Below are 16,547 nucleotides of genomic sequence, written 5' to 3'. Positions count from 1 at the left end.
GAGTATACACGATAAGGCCGACGATTCCTCTACCAGTTCCACCCGTGGCATACTCGCGCGAACTGATATAGCGGGTTAAAGGAGCTTTTTCATGCGTATTCATGCCTTGCAACATGTGCCTTTTGAAGACATCGGGAGTATGGCACAAGACTTCCATCAAGCAGGTTACAGCGTGGATAGCACGCATTGGTATCGCGGTGATCGCACGCCTTCCCTTGAAAGTTTCGATGCACTGATCGTGATGGGCGGCCCGATGGGGGTTTATGACGAGGATGCATTTCCCTGGTTGCGCGATGAAAAAGCCTTAATTAAAGCCGCTATTGAAGCGGGAAAAACGGTTATGGGTATATGCCTGGGGGCGCAACTGATCGCTTGCGCCTGTGGGGCGCAAGTCAAACCCAACGCACACAAGGAAATTGGCTGGTTTCCCCTCACTGCGCAAGCACCGGATGAGCCCCTTGCCCGACTGCTCGACGGGCAGAATGTCTTCCATTGGCACGGTGATACCTTCGATTTACCGGAAGGCGCAGTGTGGTTGGCCAGCAGCGAGGCCTGTTCGAATCAGGCATTTCGCCTGGGCCATAACGTATTCGGCTTCCAATTTCACCTGGAAACCACACCGGCGTCTGCCGCCGCCCTGATCAAACACTGCGCAAGCGACCTGGACGGTTCACGCTATGTACAGGACGCCGCCCGGATGGAAAAAAATAGCGCCGATTTCACGCGCATCAATGCCGTGATGTCAGCCGTATTGCACGAGATTCTGCCGACAGCCTGACTACAACATGACGCCAAATAAGCGCCCTATCACCGCCGTCACCCCCATCGCCAGTGCACCCCAAAAGGTAACGCGGAAGGCCGCGTGCATCACCTTGCCGCCGCCGACGCGCGCGGCAAGCCCGCCCAGGGTTGCCAGACACAGTAGCGATACGACGGCGACCACTGGAATCAGATAGCGCCCCTCGGTAAACACCGCTACCACTAACGGCGTCAAAGCGCCCATCGAAAAAGCCAGCGCTGATGACATAGCCGCAAGCAACGGCCGCGCCCGGGTCATATCGGAAATGCCCAACTCATCGCGAGCATGAGCGCCGAGCGCATCGTGCTGCATTAACTGCTCGGCAACCTGCCGCGCCAGTGATGCCTCCAGACCGCGCTCGATATAAATCTCGGTAAGCTCTTTATGTTCAGCAAGCTGATTCGTTTCCAACTCCCGTTTTTCCCGGGCCAGGTCTGCGGCCTCCGCATCTGCCTGTGAACTGACCGAGACATACTCACCCGCCGCCATGGACATGGCCCCGGCAACCAGCGCAGCCACACCGGCAATGACAATATCATTCTGACTCGCCTGTGCAGAGGCAACCCCCACCAATAAACTGGCAGTAGACACGATACCGTCGTTGGCGCCGAGCACGGCTGCGCGCAACCAACCATTGCGATGGATTCGATGATGTTCTCGGTGCATAAGGCATCCTGATTAACTAGCCACAAGGGATCAGGCCGCCAGTTTCCAACAGGCAAAAAAAACCCGCAACCGAAACATCGTGGTGCGGGTGGGTTTAATACAACACACTGCGTTTAAGACGCCACGCAAGCAGCGTCATAAATTCCGGGCCAGGGAGGGGGCAATTCTCTGACCGGGCTTCACTTCATCATTGAACCACCGGCATGCAAGCGGCACAGTGATGAATTGAAGTGAGAAGAACATTCATCAATAAGTCATCAACCTCGTGCGATGGAAAGAATATCCGCCACACTGGGCTGGCGCTCTACATAAATGGGCGCATGCAAACGGCGGGAAATTTCTGTTGAGGACACCACACCGCGAATATGATGCTGATCGCGATCCACCACGATGTAGTACTGCTGGCCGTGGCGTTGTAACGTGTAAATAATGTCCGCCACACTGGAGCGTTTGAACTCGTCGTAATTAATTGCGCGAACGTCATCGCGATGATGCATCAAATCGGCAACCAGTACTTCATCGCGACTCATTCCGTTAGCCACCTGAGTCAACAAAATGCTTTGGTCGGCCAAGTCTTCAACACTGATCAAACCAATAAATTCATTGTGCCGATCGATCACCAATTTAAAATTGACGTTCTCCTGCTGCATCAACTCCGCAGCCTCAACCGCCGGAATATGCGCTTCCACCACATGTGGACGATGATTTTTAAAATCCGTGAGAATAGTCAACGCCGAAGACTCTGGGGTGACATCATCAAACTCATCGGGCTGTACCAGATGGTCAATGGCATCAACTGCATAAACCGTTAAATTTTTCATAAACACCTCTCCATGCATCAATGAGATACAGATATTCGATGCAAAAATTGAATAACCAAAACCCGAGAGTAAAAATCCAGTTCAGGTAATGGGAACCAGCACCGGAGGCAACAGGAGAAATTATCGAGTCACCATTAAACCAGTGGTAAAAACGGTTCAAGCGAGGGTGTTTACCGGGGGAGCTCTGGCGAAGTGACTATTATCAATGCGGTTACCCAGCACCAACAATTGCCAATGCGTAACAGGAGAAGATTGAATAACGACAAGGGGTAATTCGAGATCCGTGACAACCGCTTTATCATCTTCGGTTGTGTTTTGCTGACCAAAACTGATGTTGGCATCGAATGTGGATAAGGCAAGCAGGTTGTGGCCACCGGATTTGGACGCATGGCTGCTACTGGTGCCGACAAACGTCGCCAGTAACAAAACAACCTTGATAAAGAGAAGAGCCTTACGCATTACACTGAATCTCGCAGGAGGATCGCATCGCATAACATCTACAACGGATGCTTGGGCTAATACTAGTCAAAGCTACTTGTGGCGTCTACCACTATTACACTTTTAAACGAAAACTTTTACGCCGTTTTTACAGCGCCCGATGATTAAACCGTGCCTTCACCAAAAAAAGCGGTCCTTAAAAAGGACCGCAAAGAAAACGCACAGTACGTGGTCGTTTTTCAGTAAAGCAGAAAGCTTGATCGGTGTTCGTCTTACCGGTTCCTATCAATAGCCAACATCAATGTCATCACGGCAAATGTCAAAAGCGTTACCGATGAAACCACCGCGAGTACAACCCCCAAGGCAATTAATATGCTCATTTTTTTAGCCTTAGCATCAATTAACATAAAGATGTTATTCCTTCAGAAATTTCAAAGCCGGCAAATGAAATATGCCGGTTTGCACGTAAGACTTACTCAGTCAGTACAAAATCCTGCACGGTTTGCTGATCGGCAACCACTGTCACATCCACGGCACCGACAAACATTAATTCATCAACCTGTTCGGGGTCATCGTCAAGCGAGCCGCAGGTGTAGGCCAAAGTGTAATCACCTTCCACCAGGAAACCGATCTCGTAACGGTACTCTGCCGCCTCGCCGTAATTCACCAGCGCAGAGGTTACCGGGTCATTCTCATTACCACTCATGTCTGTCGGCACCACCCCGGAGCCGGCATACACATACACGGCGCCCGCACTGACGCCTGCATCGGCACATTGTTGGGCAATCAGGTTGGCATCGACACGGCCGGCGATGCTGCCAACCTCAAGGTTGTCAATCAGTCGCAAGGCAGGTTTGAGCAACGCGCCGGGTAAGCCCGGCGGATTGGTAACGGATTTACGCAAGTCGAAATCAATGGTGAAATCTGCGTGGCCATCTGCCGCCAGGGTAAAGCCGCGCACCAGTTTCAAACCGGTCTGGCTACCGCTCGGCACCCGCAACTCCAGTTGTGAGCCATCGCCCAGCTCTATAAAGGAATCGAGGATATTGTCGTGCTCGGCATTCACGTGCAGACGAATCCATTCGTATTCACCCGCGGGCACTGTCTCATCGGTAATGATTGCCGCCGAGGCGTTGCCTTGCAGCTGCAACAGGTCGATCTGACGCGGCTCTTCAAACATAAATTCGATGGCCTCGCCATTGGCGGGCTTGATTGAAACGCCCGTAAATTCCACTACCACCTGGTTGGCGCTATCGACCGGGCCGTCGGTCAGGGCGAGCGAGAAACTCCCGGTTTGTTCGGCGGTAGCCGTACCGTCACTGCTGCCGCCGCAGGCATAAAGGCCCGACAGCGCGGTGAGGATAAGATATTGAGCCCAGAATTTTTTAGATGTCATATGTACCTCCCAATCATCTTTTGCCACTTCTCGATCAGTTTTTGATGTTTCTTAATCATTTTTTGACACTATAGTCCCAAAAACAGAAAACAAATAGTGAACTAAGTCACACTTTAAAAAATGAATTTGACGCTATAATCCCAAACCATGAGCGATAAAACCCAACAAGTCTTGTTTAAAGCCCTTTACCGGCTGCTGAGACCGATGGTGCGTCTATTGATGCGTCACGGGGTCTCGTATCGTTTGTTTGCCGACGTGGCCCGCCACGTCTATGTGGATGTCGCTGAACAGGATTTTGCCCTGCCCGGTCGCAAGCCCAGCAACGCCCGGGTAGCCGTACTAACTGGTATCAACCGCAAAGACATCGCCAAACTTAAAGACCGCCCCCACCCATTGATTGACGGCACTCTCGATAATCCCACCCCCTGTTCGCGTATCATTACCGCCTGGCTCAACCAGAGCCGCTTTCACAATTCGCTGGGGCAACCACTGGAACTGCCGATTGATGACACGCCGGCCGAACCGAATTTCACAGAACTGGTACGTGACTACAGCAGTGACGTACCGGTACGCGCGCTACTGGATGAACTGGAGCGGATGGGTGCGGTGGTCAAACAGGGAGAACGGGTACAGTTGGTGGTTCATGCCTATGTGCCCCAGGCAGACCTGGCGGAGAATATCCGTATCTTCGGCACAGCGGCGGCGGATTTAATGGGCACGATGGACCACAACATTGCCAGGCTGGGTAGCACATTTATCCAGCGTACCGTGTCTTACGACGATATCCCGGTGGAATTGCTTGAACGCATCCGCCAGCGCAGCCGTACCGAAGGTGAAGCATTTTCGCTACAGGTTAATGATTGGCTGGCCGCCTGTGATCGCGAACAAACACCGAGCCTGGTCGGTTCGGGCCGCGCCCGCGCCGGTATCGGTATTTACTATTTTGAACAACTGGCTGATCCGGAGCGCCAGGAGGAAAAAAAATGAAGCAGTATTTCACCTTGCCTTTGATAGCTGTGCTGGCGTGGTTGCTGGGCAGTTGCGGTGGGAGCGACTCTACGGCAGGTATTGAAGGTACCGGCAGTCCGGTTATTGCTACCGGAGCCGTCACCAGCTTCGGCAGTATTTATGTCAACGGCGAACGCTTTGTGACGCGCAATGCCAGCGTCACCCTGAATGGTGTTGCCGCGTCTGAGGACGATATCCAGGCAGGCATGGTCGTTGAAATTCATGGGACTACTGATCCGGACTCGGGCGACATACTGGCTGAAAAAGTGATCTATGAACGCAGCCTGCTCGGCAGGATCACCGCTATCGAAAGATTTGAAACAGACGCGTTACTGATTACCTTGCTGGGACAAAGCGTGTATGTGGCCAGTGACAGTGTTCTCGATACTGAATCGGATGCGCTGGCCGTGGGCGACGTTGTGGAAATCAGCGGATTCCTGAACAACGAAGGCTTGTTTGAATCAACCCGCCTGGCATTGGCAAACTCATTAAGCCCGAACGAAGTGGTCGGCAAAGTGACGCAACTCGATGCGGCCAATCAGTCATTCCGCCTGCGCAATTTAACGGTGGATTACCGCACCGCCACCTTCAGCAATGGCACCCTTGCCGATTTGCAAAATACTACGCAAGTCAAAGTCCAGGGCTCGCTGAACAATGCAAATATTCTCTCCGCCACGCGCATCAGCTTCCAGGCACCTCCAGTTCGCGAAGGAACGATGCGCATCCTGCTGGAAGGCATTATTGACAGCTACACCAACCTCAGCCGTTTTACCTTGAATAATTACACCGTGGATGCGTCCAGCGCGACCTTGCGCGGCGGAAAAGCCAACCAGCTGCAAACCGGTGTTCGCGTAACTATCAACGGGACAGTTGATGCAAACAACAACCTGCGCGCCGAAAGCCTGCGTGTACATGTAAACAGCCGGGATAAAGTGCGCGGCACCATTGAAGATATTGATGTTGAAAACCAGACGCTGACGGTACTCGGCACTACCTTCACTCTGGATGAACTTACCGCGTTTGAAGACCGGAGTATCCAGGGCAACCGCTTTATCAACCTCGCCGAATTGGCCGTGGGCGATTATGTGGAAGTATTTGGTCGCAACCTCGACGGTGAATTGCTGGCAGTGCGCATAAAGCGCCTCAACAGCAGTGGCCTGGTCACCATCAACGGGCCGATAAGCCGGGTGGAAAGCAACAGCTTATTTTTTGTGAGGAATGTGCAAGTCAATGGCGGCGACGCTGAGGGGGCTGAACTGATCAGCAGCTTTACGCCCGGCACCCGCGTGCAAGTGGAAGGGACACAAACGGGCAGTAATGCCATTCAGGCTACACGCATTCAACGCTTGAGCGAGTGTAAGAAATTACCGGGCCGCCATGATTGCGAAGAACCGGATGAGGATGAGGATGAGGATGAGGATTAATGATGAGAAAAAATGCCGGGAAAGCCCGGCATTTTTTTAATGGCTGATCATCCACGGCCGCATGGATGGAAACATCTTTTTACCATCAGCGGTGTAGAGCAAATTGGATTTGCGAATCGGCTTGTCTCCGCAACCACAACCTTTACCATGTTTGTGCTCCCGCCGCGCCTGCTGTTCCTGACGATACTCCACCGTCGAAAACACCGGCGCATGGGCGCTCTGCTCATTGCGCTTATGCGCTTCGCGGTTTTCCTGTTTCATGCTGAGGATATCCGGCGATAGCATAATCACCCGCGCCGATAAAGCACCGCATTGCGGGCAAGCGCAAGGTTTGGCGGAATCAGCAACAGTGGCCAGTTCGTAAAACAAACCATGTTGGCCGCATTTGTAATCGTAGAGAGGCATTGAGTGTCTCCTGGAAAACGAGTGATAGATATCGAAATAGTGGCGGTATTTGAATTGGCAGGTGTGTCGGATTACGCTGCGCTAATCCGACCTACGGAATCTGATCGTTGTTGTAGGTCGAGTTAGCCGCGCCACGCGCGGCGTAATCCGACGCCGATCTATTTATACTCACCAATTCCCTTCTTTCACACAATTATTTATCCGGCGACAAGGGCACATCCATACCCCCGCTAACCTTCTTCGTTGGTCCCTCTGCACTCGGGTTCACATCAAAATCAAAGATATCCGTCGGCAACCACAAGGTCGCACACGCATTGGGAATATCCACCACACCGCTGATATGCCCCTGCACCGGCGCGCAACCGAGAATCGCATAAGCCTGCGCTTTGCTGTAACCAAATTTTGTCAGATATTCGATGGCATTGAGGCACGCCTGACGATACGCCACATGCACATCAAGGTAATGTTGTTCTCCATATTCGTCGACCGAAATACCTTCAAAGATCAGGTAATCGTCATACTTCGGCGCAATCGGGCTGGGTTTGAAGATTGGATTTTTTATGCCGTATTTTGCCATGCCGTCTTTAATCAAACTGACGCGCAGATGAATCCAGCCAGCCATCTCAATCGCACCGCAGAACGTGATCTCGCCGTCACCCTGGCTGAAGTGCAAATCCCCGACAGACAAACCACCGCCTTTTACATACACCGGAAAATAAATCTTGGAACCACGCGATAAATCTTTAATGTCGCAGTTACCACCGTGCTCGCGGGGTGGCACCGTACGCGCGCCCTCCGCCGCCGCAACCTTGGCCGCATCGGGAGCCATCTTGCCCATGTGCGCGGTATCCGCATAAGGCAAGGTCGCCAACGCCGGCACACGATCCGGCTCGGTGTCATAAAGCGCTTTCTCGCGTTTATTCCACTCCGCCAACATCTCTTTGGACGGCAAACAGCCGATCAACCCCGGATGCACCAGTCCCGCAAATTCCACGTTAGGTACATGGCGGGATTTGGTGAACATGCCGTTGATATCCCAAATGGATTTTTGTGCCTCCGGAAAGTGTTCCGTTAAAAAGCCGCCGCCATTTTGTTTGGAAAAGAAACCGTTAAAACCCCACAGGCTTTCCTGGAATGCGCCGATATCCAGAATATCCACCACCAACAGATCGCCCGGCTCCGCGCCTTCAACGCCGACGGGACCGGAAAGAAAATGCACCTGCGACAAATCCACATCGCGCACGTCATCCGCGCTGTCGTTGTTAGCAATTTGTCCGCCGGTCCAGTCATAACATTCAATAATAAAGTCATCCCCCGGCTTCACTGTCGCCACCATCGGGATATCAGGATGCCAGCGGTTATGAATCATCTCGTTTTCATAGGGTGATTTTTTCAAGTCGATCTTGATGATGGTTTCGGTCATTGTGGTGGCTCCTGAAGGAAACAAATAAACGGATTATTGTTGGACGACGACACACCCGCCCTTGCCACCAGTATCAGTTTCCACCCACCGCCAAACAATACGACAAATGACCACGCACCTACGTCATTTAACGTATAGCCCCCAAGCCCAATTGCCTACAATGCCTATAACCTAGGTCGGATTAGCCGAAGGCGTAATCCGACGCTTACCGGAAACTTCCCCTCACCCCAAACATCTAATACGCTAATCGCCCACCCAATTTTCAGGAGGCCCATCATGGCCGGAGGCTGGACCAACGACGACGCCGTGCAAGAACAAATCGAGGCAAGTATCGACGACGCTATCCAGGAAGCTCGCAGCCGCCTGCCCCACGGCAAAAGCCTCACCCATTGCGAAGAATGCGGCGCACCTATACCCGAAGCCCGCCAAAAAGCCATGCCCGGCGTTCGGTTATGTGTGGCTTGTCAGACCGAAAAGGATGAAGAGCTGACAGGCTTTTAAAGCATGTACAAGGAGATTAAAAGGAATGGCTCAGAGATTTAGTTTGTTGATGACTGTTTTAATAAGCGCATGCGCCCAATCAGCACCGCCTCAATAAGACCTGCGCGAGATGGTCAGGATTGCCCCTGCAAATCAGCATTAATACAATACGCGGCATATCAAGAAATCGAAGAAGATGTCTTCAAGTTAATCTCTGGAAATTTTTCGATTCTTAATAGAGAAAAATTGATGTTCCCTGTTGCAGTTCAAAGTAACCTTATTTTTGCCGATCACCCAGTGACACTCTCGATCTCCTGCTCCAACCCCTAATCTAATACAGCGGCCAGACTTCTTATTAGTCATTCCCTGTCAAAAATATTCGAAAGTCCCAAGCTATAGAGCAATAGGCTGGTTCCGCGAATTTAGCAACCTTGGCGAATTCCTATATCAGTCACCATTTTTCTTTTGTTCCGCTGTCACAACGCCGTCCCACTTGCCAATAAAATTTTCTGCCGGCGTTGCATATATTCCAGGGCGCTGGGGTGCACAGCACCACCATCGCCAGTTTCCAGCCAGCGCCGGATCCGAGCAGCATCGCCGATATGGGAGCGTTTGCCAAAGGAATCCAGCAGCACGATAGCCAGGTGCCGTTTCTGGATTTCCGCCTGTAGTACCAAACAACGGCCAGCCTGATTGAGGTAGCCAGTTTTACTTGCCTCAATGCGCCAGTTATCACCTCGAACCAGCGGGTTAGTGTTATAGAACGCTCGCACATGATTCGGAGCGCGGAAATGGATGTCCTTTTTAGGGGTGATGCTGAGCTCGGCGAGCAGCGGATTCCTGGCAGAGGTTTGAATAAGAAGGGCGAGATCCCGTGGTGTGGAAACATTGTCCGAGGACAGACCGGTAGGTTCAACAAATCGGCTATTGCTCATCCCCAAGGTTTTTGCTTTGCTGTTCATGGCTGCAATAAAGGCCGCATAACCGCCACTGTAGTGATATGCCAGCGTTGCGGCGGCGCGGTTTTCTGACGCCATCAGTGCCAGTAGCAGCATGTCGCGGCGTTGCAATTGGCTGCCGATTCGTACATGGGAAAATACATTTTTCATTTCTTCTGTTTGCGCTACGTTTACTGCGATCCATTCATCCAGTGGCGCGTCTTCCAGATCGTCAAGGACTACCATCGCAGTCATCAATTTCGTTAGCGAGGCAATGGGTACTATGGCATCCGGGTTGCGTGCGTAAAGGATTTCACTGGTGTCCAAATCCATAACCAATGCATGGACTGATGCCAACTGTAGCGCGGCGGGATCCGGTAAGGGGAGCTGAGCCTGGGCCAACCCTGGCAACGACAGTAACATTACGATCAGGAAGCAAAATTTCGGCATAAAAAACTCGTAAAATAATTGAACAGCACTAAGTGCTTGACTACTTTTGGTATAACCATTCTAGTGCGCTTAATGTGAAGCGGTATAAAAGCTGTATAAATATGAGATCTGATGTGCAATATCGCTATGCCGAAACAGTCATTCGCAAGCCGCCATTTGTATACCCATACCATCCGAAGCCTGCCGAACCACCTGTGTCACGGGGAACCGGGCGCCGTCGCTGGCGTTGGTTGTTAATCCCTATTGTATTCTGCCTGGGGCTGGCAGGACTCGCCTGGTACGAGGCGCGCACATCCTGGTTGCAAGCCCGCTGGCTGCCGGATTACGCTCGCTCATTGTCATTTGCTCTGGCAGAGGGGCCCAGCGATAGCATCCGCTTTCCGGTGGAAGGTCCTTTTGACCAGCGCTTGGGTTACGCAAATTTACCCGCCATGCTCGACAATTTGCAGGCCAATGGATTTTACATTGATCGCCAGGTACGTTTCTCGCCACCACTGCTCACCTACGTGGATTCGGGTTTTTACCCTCCCTATCGGGAGAAGAACCGAGCAGGCCTGACTGTACGCGATGCGAATCAACAGATCATGTTTAATTTCCGTTATCCACGGCACGTGTTCAAACGTTTCGAGGAAATTCCGCCGCTGATGATCGAATCCCTGTTATTCATTGAGGATCGTCGCCTGCTGTCTGAAAACCGACGGCATATGAATCCTACAGTGAACTGGGGGCGTTTTCTCAAAGCTGCTGTCTTCAAGATGGGCGAAGCTATCAATTTGGACACTCCCTCCATGGGTGGTAGTACCTTGGCAACCCAGATAGAAAAATTTCGTCACTCCAAAGAAGGTATTACCAGCTCGGTGGAGGAAAAACTGCGCCAGATGGTGTCGTCCAGCGTGCGGGTATACCAGCAAGGGGTAGATACCATGCCGGCGCGTCGGCAACTGGTGTTGGATTACCTGAACACCGTTCCCCTCGCAGCGGCGCCGGGTTATGGTGAAGTCAACGGCATCGGCGACGGATTTAATGTCTGGTTCGCAGCGGACCCCACCGAGGTTAATCGCTTGCTGGCGCTGAAGCAGCCCGAGGCTGAGGAGTTGCAACTTCAGGGCATGGCACTGCGCCAGTTACTGGCGCTGATGATCGCCCATCGACGGCCGTCTTATTACTTGTTACAGGATCGTAAGGCCTTGGGGGAACTGGTGGATGCGCACTTGCGCCTACTGCAAGCGGCGCACCGGATTAGCCCGGCGCTAGCCAAGGCCGGACTGGAACAGAGCCTTGAATTTCGTAACTTTCGTGAACAACCAGCGGTGGTGCCAGCGATAACCAATAAGGGAGTGAATGTTGTGCGCAACCGCTTGGTGAATCTGCTCGATGTGTCCCTTTATCAGTTGGATCGGATGGATCTGGAGGTGACTACTACCCTGGATCGGGATCTACAGGAACAGGTTACGTCTCATCTGCGCAGCCTGCGGGATCCAGCAGTGGCCGCGACTCAGGGATTGGTCGGCGAGTACCTGTTGCGTCCAGGGCAGGCGGAAAATCTGTACTACAGTTTCACCCTGTTCGAGCGTGGTGCATTAGGCAATGAGGTGCTGGTGCAGACCGATAACACCAATATCCCCTTCAATATCAATGAAGGTAGCAAACTGGAATTGGGTTCCACTGCCAAACTGCGGGTACTGGCTTCTTATCTGGAGATCATTGCCGAGCTGCACCAGCGCTATTCTTCCTCTTCCCCGGAGGCAGAAGTGCGACAGGATGATTCCGAACGGGATCCGCTCACCCGCTGGGTATTGACCCAACTCAGTAACCAACCAGACATGGCTCTGGAGCAGATGCTGGCAGAGGCTCTCAATCGTCGATATTCCGCCCACACCAACGAGTCGTTTTTTACCGGTGGTGGTAAACACACTTTCAGCAATTTCCGTCGCGAGGACAACAACCGGAATCCGACCGTGCGAGAAGCGCTGAACGAGTCTATCAATCTGCCTTTTGTGCGCATGCTGCGGGATGTCATCAGTTATATCACCCATCAACAGTGGCAAGATTTGCAGGCGGTTATGCGGAATGATGATGATCCCCGGCGGCGGGACGTGTTGGCTCGCTTTGCTGATCGGGAGGGCACTCAATTTCTGTCCCAATTCTGGAGCAAGTACGCTCATAAAGGACAAGAGGAGCGGGTCGATGCGTTTCTATCCGGGCTACAGCTGACGCCGGTACGTGCGGCGGTGATTCACCGCTATTTATACCCGACTGCCGATCTCGACAGTTTCAGCCATTTTATGACGACGCAGTTGCCGCAGCCGCTGACCGCCGAGACTTTGGCACGGTTGTATGACCGGTATACGTCCGACCTCCATAATTTGCAGGACCTGGGCTACCTGGCGCGCGTACATCCTTTGGAGCTATGGCTGGTGGGTTACCTGCTGCAACATGGTAATCCCGGTTTTTCCGAGGTGGTCAATGCCAGCGCCGATACGCGTCAAGAGGTGTACCGCTGGCTCAGTCGTACCCGCGCCAGTACTGCCCGCGATAGCCGAATACGCACCATGCTGGAAGTAGAAGCTTTTGCCGAGCTGCATGAGCGCTGGCGCCGGCTGGGATTCCCTTTCGACCATCTCGTGCCATCACTCGCCACCGCCCTGGGCAGTTCGGGAGATCGTCCGGCAGCTCTGGCGGAACTGATGGGCATCATCATGAACGATGGTGAACGCATTCCACCACGCCGTATCAGTCGTTTGGTGTTTGCAGCAGACACGCCTTACGAAACCAGACTGTCCCATCCACCGGCGCCTTCAGAAGAAGTCATGCGCCCGGAGGTGGCTCAGGCCATGAAGTTGGCTCTCGGTGACGTAGTCACCCAAGGTACCGGTAGGCGTTTGCGAGGCGCCTATGAACAGTTTGACGGTAGTGAGCTGAAAATGGGTGGCAAGACAGGTACCGGCGACAACCGTCTGGTGTCTACCGGCGGTGGCCAACGCATCACCGGACGAGCTTTGAGCCGCACCGCTACCCTGGTGTTCTATCTCGGAGAGAATCACTTCGGCACACTCACGGCATTCGTGATCGGCGACGAGGCTGGTCAATATCGCTTCACCTCAGCGTTACCAACTCAAGTGTTAAAAGGCATGGCGCCAATTATTGAACCCTACGTACAACGAGCTGCTCTTTTGGAAACGCCTTACCCATTCGAGTATCAATTGGACGCCACTGATCTCCTCTGAACAACGCTACCCAAACCAAATAGACGTAAGAACGACAGGGGCAGAAACACGCAATAACCATAAAAAAAAGCCCCGCTGGCTTCCACCAACGGGGCTTTTCTAAAACCAACTCGGCAATTATTTAGCCAAGGCAGCTTTCTTCTCTTTCTCTTTCGCGATAACCGTTTCAGCTACGTTAGCCGGGCATGGCGCGTAGTGAGAAAACTCCATCGAGAATTGGCCACGACCAGAGGTCATGGTACGCAGGGTGCTGATGTAGCCGAACATTTCGGACAGCGGTACGTCAGCTTTGATGCGCACACCTGTCACGTTTGGCTCCTGGCCGGAGATCATACCGCGACGACGGTTCAGGTCACCGATCACATCACCAACGTGATCTTCCGGGCTGTACACGTCAACTTTCATGATCGGCTCAAGCAGCTGCGGGCCGGCTTTTGGCATGGACTGACGGAAAGCGCCTTTTGCAGCGATTTCAAACGCAATCGCCGAGGAGTCCACAGCGTGGAAAGCACCATCAAACAGTTCAATCTCGACATCCAGCACAGGGAAGCCCGCCAAAGGACCCGTGTCCATCATCGACTTGAAGCCTTTCTCAATTGCCGGCCAAAATTCCTTGGGGACAGTACCGCCAACAACGGTGGAAACGAACTTGAAGCCGGTGTTTGGCTCACCCGGCTTGATGCGGTAGTCGATCTTACCGTACTGACCAGAACCACCCGATTGCTTCTTGTGGGTGTAGCTGTCTTCGATCTCGCGGGTAATGGTTTCGCGGTAGGCAACCTGTGGTTGACCAACGATCAACTCAACGCCGTAGGTACGCTTCAGAATGTCTACTTTAATATCGAGGTGCAATTCACCCATACCTTTCAGGATGGTTTCACCTGAGTCGACATCTGTTTCAACGCGGAAAGTCGGGTCTTCTGCAACCATCTTACCGATCGCAATACCCATCTTCTCAACACCGCCTTTATCTTTCGGCGTAACAGAGATAGAGATTACTGGCTCCGGGAAGATCATGGGTTCGAGGGTACAGGGGTTTTTCGGATCACACAGGGTGTGGCCGGTTTGTACGTTCTTCATACCAACGATGGCGATAATGTCGCCCGCTTGTGCACTGGTCAGGTCGGTACGCTCGTTCGCCTGCATCTCCACCATACGGCCAACGCGTTCGGTCTTGCCGGTGAAAGAGTTGAGGATGGTGTCACCCTTGTTCAGCACACCGGAGTAAATACGCACGAAGGTCAGGGCGCCAAAACGGTCGTCCATGATCTTGAACGCCAGGGCGCGGAAGGGTTCAGCGGCAGACACGATAGCGTATTGGCCGGTTTCGTTACCTTCTTCGTCGGTCAGCGGCTGCGGGTTAACTTCTGTCGGCGCTGGCAGGTAGTCCACTACCGCATCCAACAACAGTTGCATACCTTTGTTTTTGAAGGCAGAACCACAGTAGGTGGGGAAGAACACCAGGTCGCGCGTGCCTTTGCGGACACAACGCTTGATGTCTTCAATGGAGGGTTCTTCGCCTTCCATATAAGCCATCATCAGGTCGTCGTCTACTTCAACTGCGTTCTCAACCAATTGGTCGCGATACATTTCAACGTCATCAACCATGTCGGCTGGTACGTCGGTGATGGTGTAGTTTTCTGGCTGACCGGTTTCATCCCACACGTAGGCTTTACGGGTCAACAGGTCGACCACGCCCACGAAGGTGTCTTCGCGGCCGATGGGCAGGGTCATGATCAGCGGCTTGGCGCCCAGAACTTTTTTCACCTGGTCGGTTACGCGCAGGAAGTCGGCGCCGATGCGGTCAAGTTTGTTAACGAAGATCAGGCGCGATACTTCCGCGTCGTTCGCGTAGCGCCAGTTGGTTTCTGACTGGGGTTCAACACCGCCAGAACCACAGAATACGCCGATACCGCCATCCAGTACTTTCAGAGAGCGGTACACCTCTACGGTGAAGTCAACGTGTCCGGGGGTGTCAATAACGTTGAAGCGGTTCCCTTTCCAGAAACAGCTCACCGCTGCTGACTGAATGGTAATACCGCGCTCAGCTTCCTGCTCCATAAAGTCGGTGGTGGATTCACCTTCGTGAACCTCGCCGAGCTTGTGGATTCTACCGGTGAGCTTGAGGATACGCTCGGTAGTGGTGGTTTTACCGGCATCAACGTGGGCGAAGATACCAATGTTTCTGTAAAGGGATAAGTCAGTCATAGGACTCTCGTGTAAGCTGGGTTGGAAAATAGCGGCGTAATATACAGGAAGTTGTTTGAATTTGCCCCCGGAGAAAGGAATAAAATTTGCTCTAACGGGAAGATTGAAGTCGGATTACGCCTATGGCTAATCCGACCTACGGGGCAGATGGGCAGTTGGAGGGTTATACCGATAAATAAGAAGCGACTTTGGCTTCGTCGACGGTGGCGCGGAGTTCTTCGTGAACAATCTCGCCTTTTTCGATAACCAGAATCCGGTCGGCGATATCCAGCGCGAAGCTAAGTACTTGTTCTGAAACGACTATCGATAAACCGCGCTGGTCGCGGATCTGTTTCAGGGTGCGGCCCATTTCGCGGATGATTGAGGGCTGGATGCCTTCGGTGGGTTCATCCAAGAGTAACAATGTGGGGTCGCTGGCAAGCGCGCGGGCGATGGCGAGCTGTTGCTGTTGACCGCCGGAGAGGTTACCACCGCGGCGGTTGCGCATCTCCAGCAACACCGGGAACATGTCGTACAGGTCGCGGGGAACGGATTTTTTCTTCGCAGTCGTCAGCCCCGTTTCAATATTTTCCTTAACGGTCATGCTGGAGAAGATCATCCGCCCCTGGGGGACAAAACCGAAGCCGCTGGCAACCCGCTGATAGCTCTTGAGCGACGACATCTCCTTATCCTGCAATTTCACGCTGCCGCCCGCGCTGGGGATGACCCCCATCAGCGACTTCATCAGGGTGGTTTTGCCCATGCCGTTGCGACCGAGGATGGCCACAATCTCGTTGGGTGCGACGGAGAAATTCAAGCCGTGTAACACTTCACTCTGGCCATAACACACACGATAATCCGATACTGCAAGCATGATATTGCCCT

General features: G+C 52.9%; 16 protein-coding genes. 6 read left to right on the top strand and 10 right to left on the bottom strand.

Annotated features, from left to right (window positions below; genetic code table 11):
• The first annotated feature begins 91 nt into the window (after positions 1-91).
• The gene (locus ACSV5M_RS10755) at positions 92-778 is read left to right on the top strand and encodes a type 1 glutamine amidotransferase (RefSeq protein ID WP_439176197.1); all 687 of its coding nucleotides are present in this window, start codon (positions 92-94) and stop codon (positions 776-778) included.
• Here the strand turns inward: ACSV5M_RS10755 and ACSV5M_RS10750 are convergent, their stop codons facing one another.
• From ACSV5M_RS10750 to ACSV5M_RS10730, 5 genes are all read right to left on the bottom strand, one after another.
• Positions 779-1,465, bottom strand: coding sequence for a VIT1/CCC1 transporter family protein (locus tag ACSV5M_RS10750; RefSeq protein ID WP_439176196.1), 687 nt, complete (start codon positions 1,463-1,465; stop codon positions 779-781). It lies immediately after the preceding gene.
• A 257-nt stretch (positions 1,466-1,722) separates the two neighbouring features.
• A complete protein-coding gene (locus tag ACSV5M_RS10745; protein ID WP_439176195.1) occupies positions 1,723-2,286 on the bottom strand; it encodes a CBS domain-containing protein in 564 nt (187 codons plus the stop codon).
• 156 nt (positions 2,287-2,442) lie between these two features.
• Positions 2,443-2,745 carry a hypothetical protein gene (locus tag ACSV5M_RS10740; RefSeq protein ID WP_439176194.1) on the bottom strand — a complete coding sequence of 101 codons (303 nt, stop codon included), beginning with the start codon at positions 2,743-2,745 and terminating at the stop codon, positions 2,443-2,445.
• Positions 2,746-2,996: 251 nt separating this feature from the next.
• Positions 2,997-3,131 (bottom strand): hypothetical protein, encoded by a 135-nt coding sequence (locus ACSV5M_RS10735; RefSeq protein WP_439176192.1) that lies wholly within the window; start codon positions 3,129-3,131, stop codon positions 2,997-2,999.
• A 65-nt stretch (positions 3,132-3,196) separates the two neighbouring features.
• A complete protein-coding gene (locus tag ACSV5M_RS10730) occupies positions 3,197-4,120 on the bottom strand; it encodes a DUF4382 domain-containing protein (protein ID WP_439176190.1) in 924 nt (307 codons plus the stop codon).
• Positions 4,121-4,267: 147 nt separating this feature from the next.
• Here ACSV5M_RS10730 and ACSV5M_RS10725 point away from each other — a divergent pair, with 147 nt between their 5' ends.
• Together ACSV5M_RS10725 and ACSV5M_RS10720 are read left to right on the top strand one after the other, a co-directional pair.
• Positions 4,268-5,107 (top strand): DUF6502 family protein, encoded by an 840-nt coding sequence (locus ACSV5M_RS10725; protein WP_439176188.1) that lies wholly within the window; start codon positions 4,268-4,270, stop codon positions 5,105-5,107.
• Positions 5,104-6,552 (top strand): DUF5666 domain-containing protein, encoded by a 1,449-nt coding sequence (locus tag ACSV5M_RS10720; RefSeq protein WP_439176186.1) that lies wholly within the window; start codon positions 5,104-5,106, stop codon positions 6,550-6,552. Before ACSV5M_RS10725 ends, ACSV5M_RS10720 begins: the two co-directional genes overlap by 4 nt.
• A 36-nt stretch (positions 6,553-6,588) precedes the next feature.
• On the opposite strand, the gene ACSV5M_RS10715 is transcribed toward ACSV5M_RS10720, so the two are convergent.
• Positions 6,589-6,957, bottom strand: coding sequence for an FmdB family zinc ribbon protein (locus ACSV5M_RS10715; protein ID WP_087468525.1), 369 nt, complete (start codon positions 6,955-6,957; stop codon positions 6,589-6,591).
• A 193-nt stretch (positions 6,958-7,150) separates the two neighbouring features.
• Positions 7,151-8,380 (bottom strand): formamidase, encoded by a 1,230-nt coding sequence (fmdA, locus tag ACSV5M_RS10710; RefSeq protein WP_439176184.1) that lies wholly within the window; start codon positions 8,378-8,380, stop codon positions 7,151-7,153.
• Between the two features lie 276 nt (positions 8,381-8,656).
• Here fmdA and ACSV5M_RS10705 point away from each other — a divergent pair, with 276 nt between their 5' ends.
• Positions 8,657-8,881, top strand: coding sequence for a DksA/TraR family C4-type zinc finger protein (locus ACSV5M_RS10705; RefSeq protein WP_439176182.1), 225 nt, complete (start codon positions 8,657-8,659; stop codon positions 8,879-8,881).
• Between the two features lie 69 nt (positions 8,882-8,950).
• Positions 8,951-9,190 (top strand): DUF2195 family protein, encoded by a 240-nt coding sequence (locus ACSV5M_RS10700; protein ID WP_439176180.1) that lies wholly within the window; start codon positions 8,951-8,953, stop codon positions 9,188-9,190.
• A 146-nt stretch (positions 9,191-9,336) separates the two neighbouring features.
• Here the strand turns inward: ACSV5M_RS10700 and pbpG are convergent, their stop codons facing one another.
• The gene (pbpG, locus tag ACSV5M_RS10695) at positions 9,337-10,248 is read right to left on the bottom strand and encodes a D-alanyl-D-alanine endopeptidase (protein ID WP_439176178.1); all 912 of its coding nucleotides are present in this window, start codon (positions 10,246-10,248) and stop codon (positions 9,337-9,339) included.
• Between the two features lie 101 nt (positions 10,249-10,349).
• On the opposite strand from pbpG, the gene ACSV5M_RS10690 reads away from it, so the two are divergent.
• On the top strand, positions 10,350-13,475 hold the full coding sequence (locus ACSV5M_RS10690) for a transglycosylase domain-containing protein (RefSeq protein WP_439176176.1): 3,126 nt from the start codon (positions 10,350-10,352) through the stop codon (positions 13,473-13,475).
• Between the two features lie 117 nt (positions 13,476-13,592).
• Here ACSV5M_RS10690 and fusA read toward each other — a convergent pair whose 3' ends face one another.
• Positions 13,593-15,683, bottom strand: a complete 2,091-nt coding sequence (gene fusA / locus ACSV5M_RS10685; RefSeq protein ID WP_439176174.1) for an elongation factor G — start codon at positions 15,681-15,683, stop codon at positions 13,593-13,595.
• A 163-nt stretch (positions 15,684-15,846) separates the two neighbouring features.
• On the bottom strand, positions 15,847-16,536 hold the full coding sequence (gene urtE / locus ACSV5M_RS10680) for an urea ABC transporter ATP-binding subunit UrtE (RefSeq protein WP_439176172.1): 690 nt from the start codon (positions 16,534-16,536) through the stop codon (positions 15,847-15,849).
• Positions 16,537-16,547 lie beyond the last annotated feature (11 nt).

Source organism: Cellvibrio sp. ARAG 10.3 (genome assembly GCF_051846955.1).
Taxonomy (GTDB): Bacteria; Pseudomonadota; Gammaproteobacteria; order Pseudomonadales; family Cellvibrionaceae; genus Cellvibrio.
Note: the sequence above shows the minus strand (reverse complement) of the source record. Positions and strands in the feature narration are given on the sequence as shown.

Excerpts from the sequence above, each read along its gene's own strand:
- ACSV5M_RS10755 (WP_439176197.1), top strand. The coding sequence starts at position 92 with ATGCGTATTCATGCCTTGCAACATGTGCCTTTTGAAGACATCGGGAGT.
- ACSV5M_RS10750 (WP_439176196.1), bottom strand. The coding sequence starts at position 1,465 with ATGCACCGAGAACATCATCGAATCCATCGCAATGGTTGGTTGCGCGCA.
- ACSV5M_RS10745 (WP_439176195.1), bottom strand. The coding sequence starts at position 2,286 with ATGAAAAATTTAACGGTTTATGCAGTTGATGCCATTGACCATCTGGTA.
- ACSV5M_RS10740 (WP_439176194.1), bottom strand. The coding sequence starts at position 2,745 with ATGCGTAAGGCTCTTCTCTTTATCAAGGTTGTTTTGTTACTGGCGACG.
- ACSV5M_RS10735 (WP_439176192.1), bottom strand. The coding sequence starts at position 3,131 with ATGTTAATTGATGCTAAGGCTAAAAAAATGAGCATATTAATTGCCTTG.
- ACSV5M_RS10730 (WP_439176190.1), bottom strand. The coding sequence starts at position 4,120 with ATGACATCTAAAAAATTCTGGGCTCAATATCTTATCCTCACCGCGCTG.
- ACSV5M_RS10725 (WP_439176188.1), top strand. The coding sequence starts at position 4,268 with ATGAGCGATAAAACCCAACAAGTCTTGTTTAAAGCCCTTTACCGGCTG.
- ACSV5M_RS10720 (WP_439176186.1), top strand. The coding sequence starts at position 5,104 with ATGAAGCAGTATTTCACCTTGCCTTTGATAGCTGTGCTGGCGTGGTTG.
- ACSV5M_RS10715 (WP_087468525.1), bottom strand. The coding sequence starts at position 6,957 with ATGCCTCTCTACGATTACAAATGCGGCCAACATGGTTTGTTTTACGAA.
- fmdA (WP_439176184.1), bottom strand. The coding sequence starts at position 8,380 with ATGACCGAAACCATCATCAAGATCGACTTGAAAAAATCACCCTATGAA.
- ACSV5M_RS10705 (WP_439176182.1), top strand. The coding sequence starts at position 8,657 with ATGGCCGGAGGCTGGACCAACGACGACGCCGTGCAAGAACAAATCGAG.
- ACSV5M_RS10700 (WP_439176180.1), top strand. The coding sequence starts at position 8,951 with ATGCGCCCAATCAGCACCGCCTCAATAAGACCTGCGCGAGATGGTCAG.
- pbpG (WP_439176178.1), bottom strand. The coding sequence starts at position 10,248 with ATGCCGAAATTTTGCTTCCTGATCGTAATGTTACTGTCGTTGCCAGGG.
- ACSV5M_RS10690 (WP_439176176.1), top strand. The coding sequence starts at position 10,350 with ATGAGATCTGATGTGCAATATCGCTATGCCGAAACAGTCATTCGCAAG.
- fusA (WP_439176174.1), bottom strand. The coding sequence starts at position 15,683 with ATGACTGACTTATCCCTTTACAGAAACATTGGTATCTTCGCCCACGTT.
- urtE (WP_439176172.1), bottom strand. The coding sequence starts at position 16,536 with ATGCTTGCAGTATCGGATTATCGTGTGTGTTATGGCCAGAGTGAAGTG.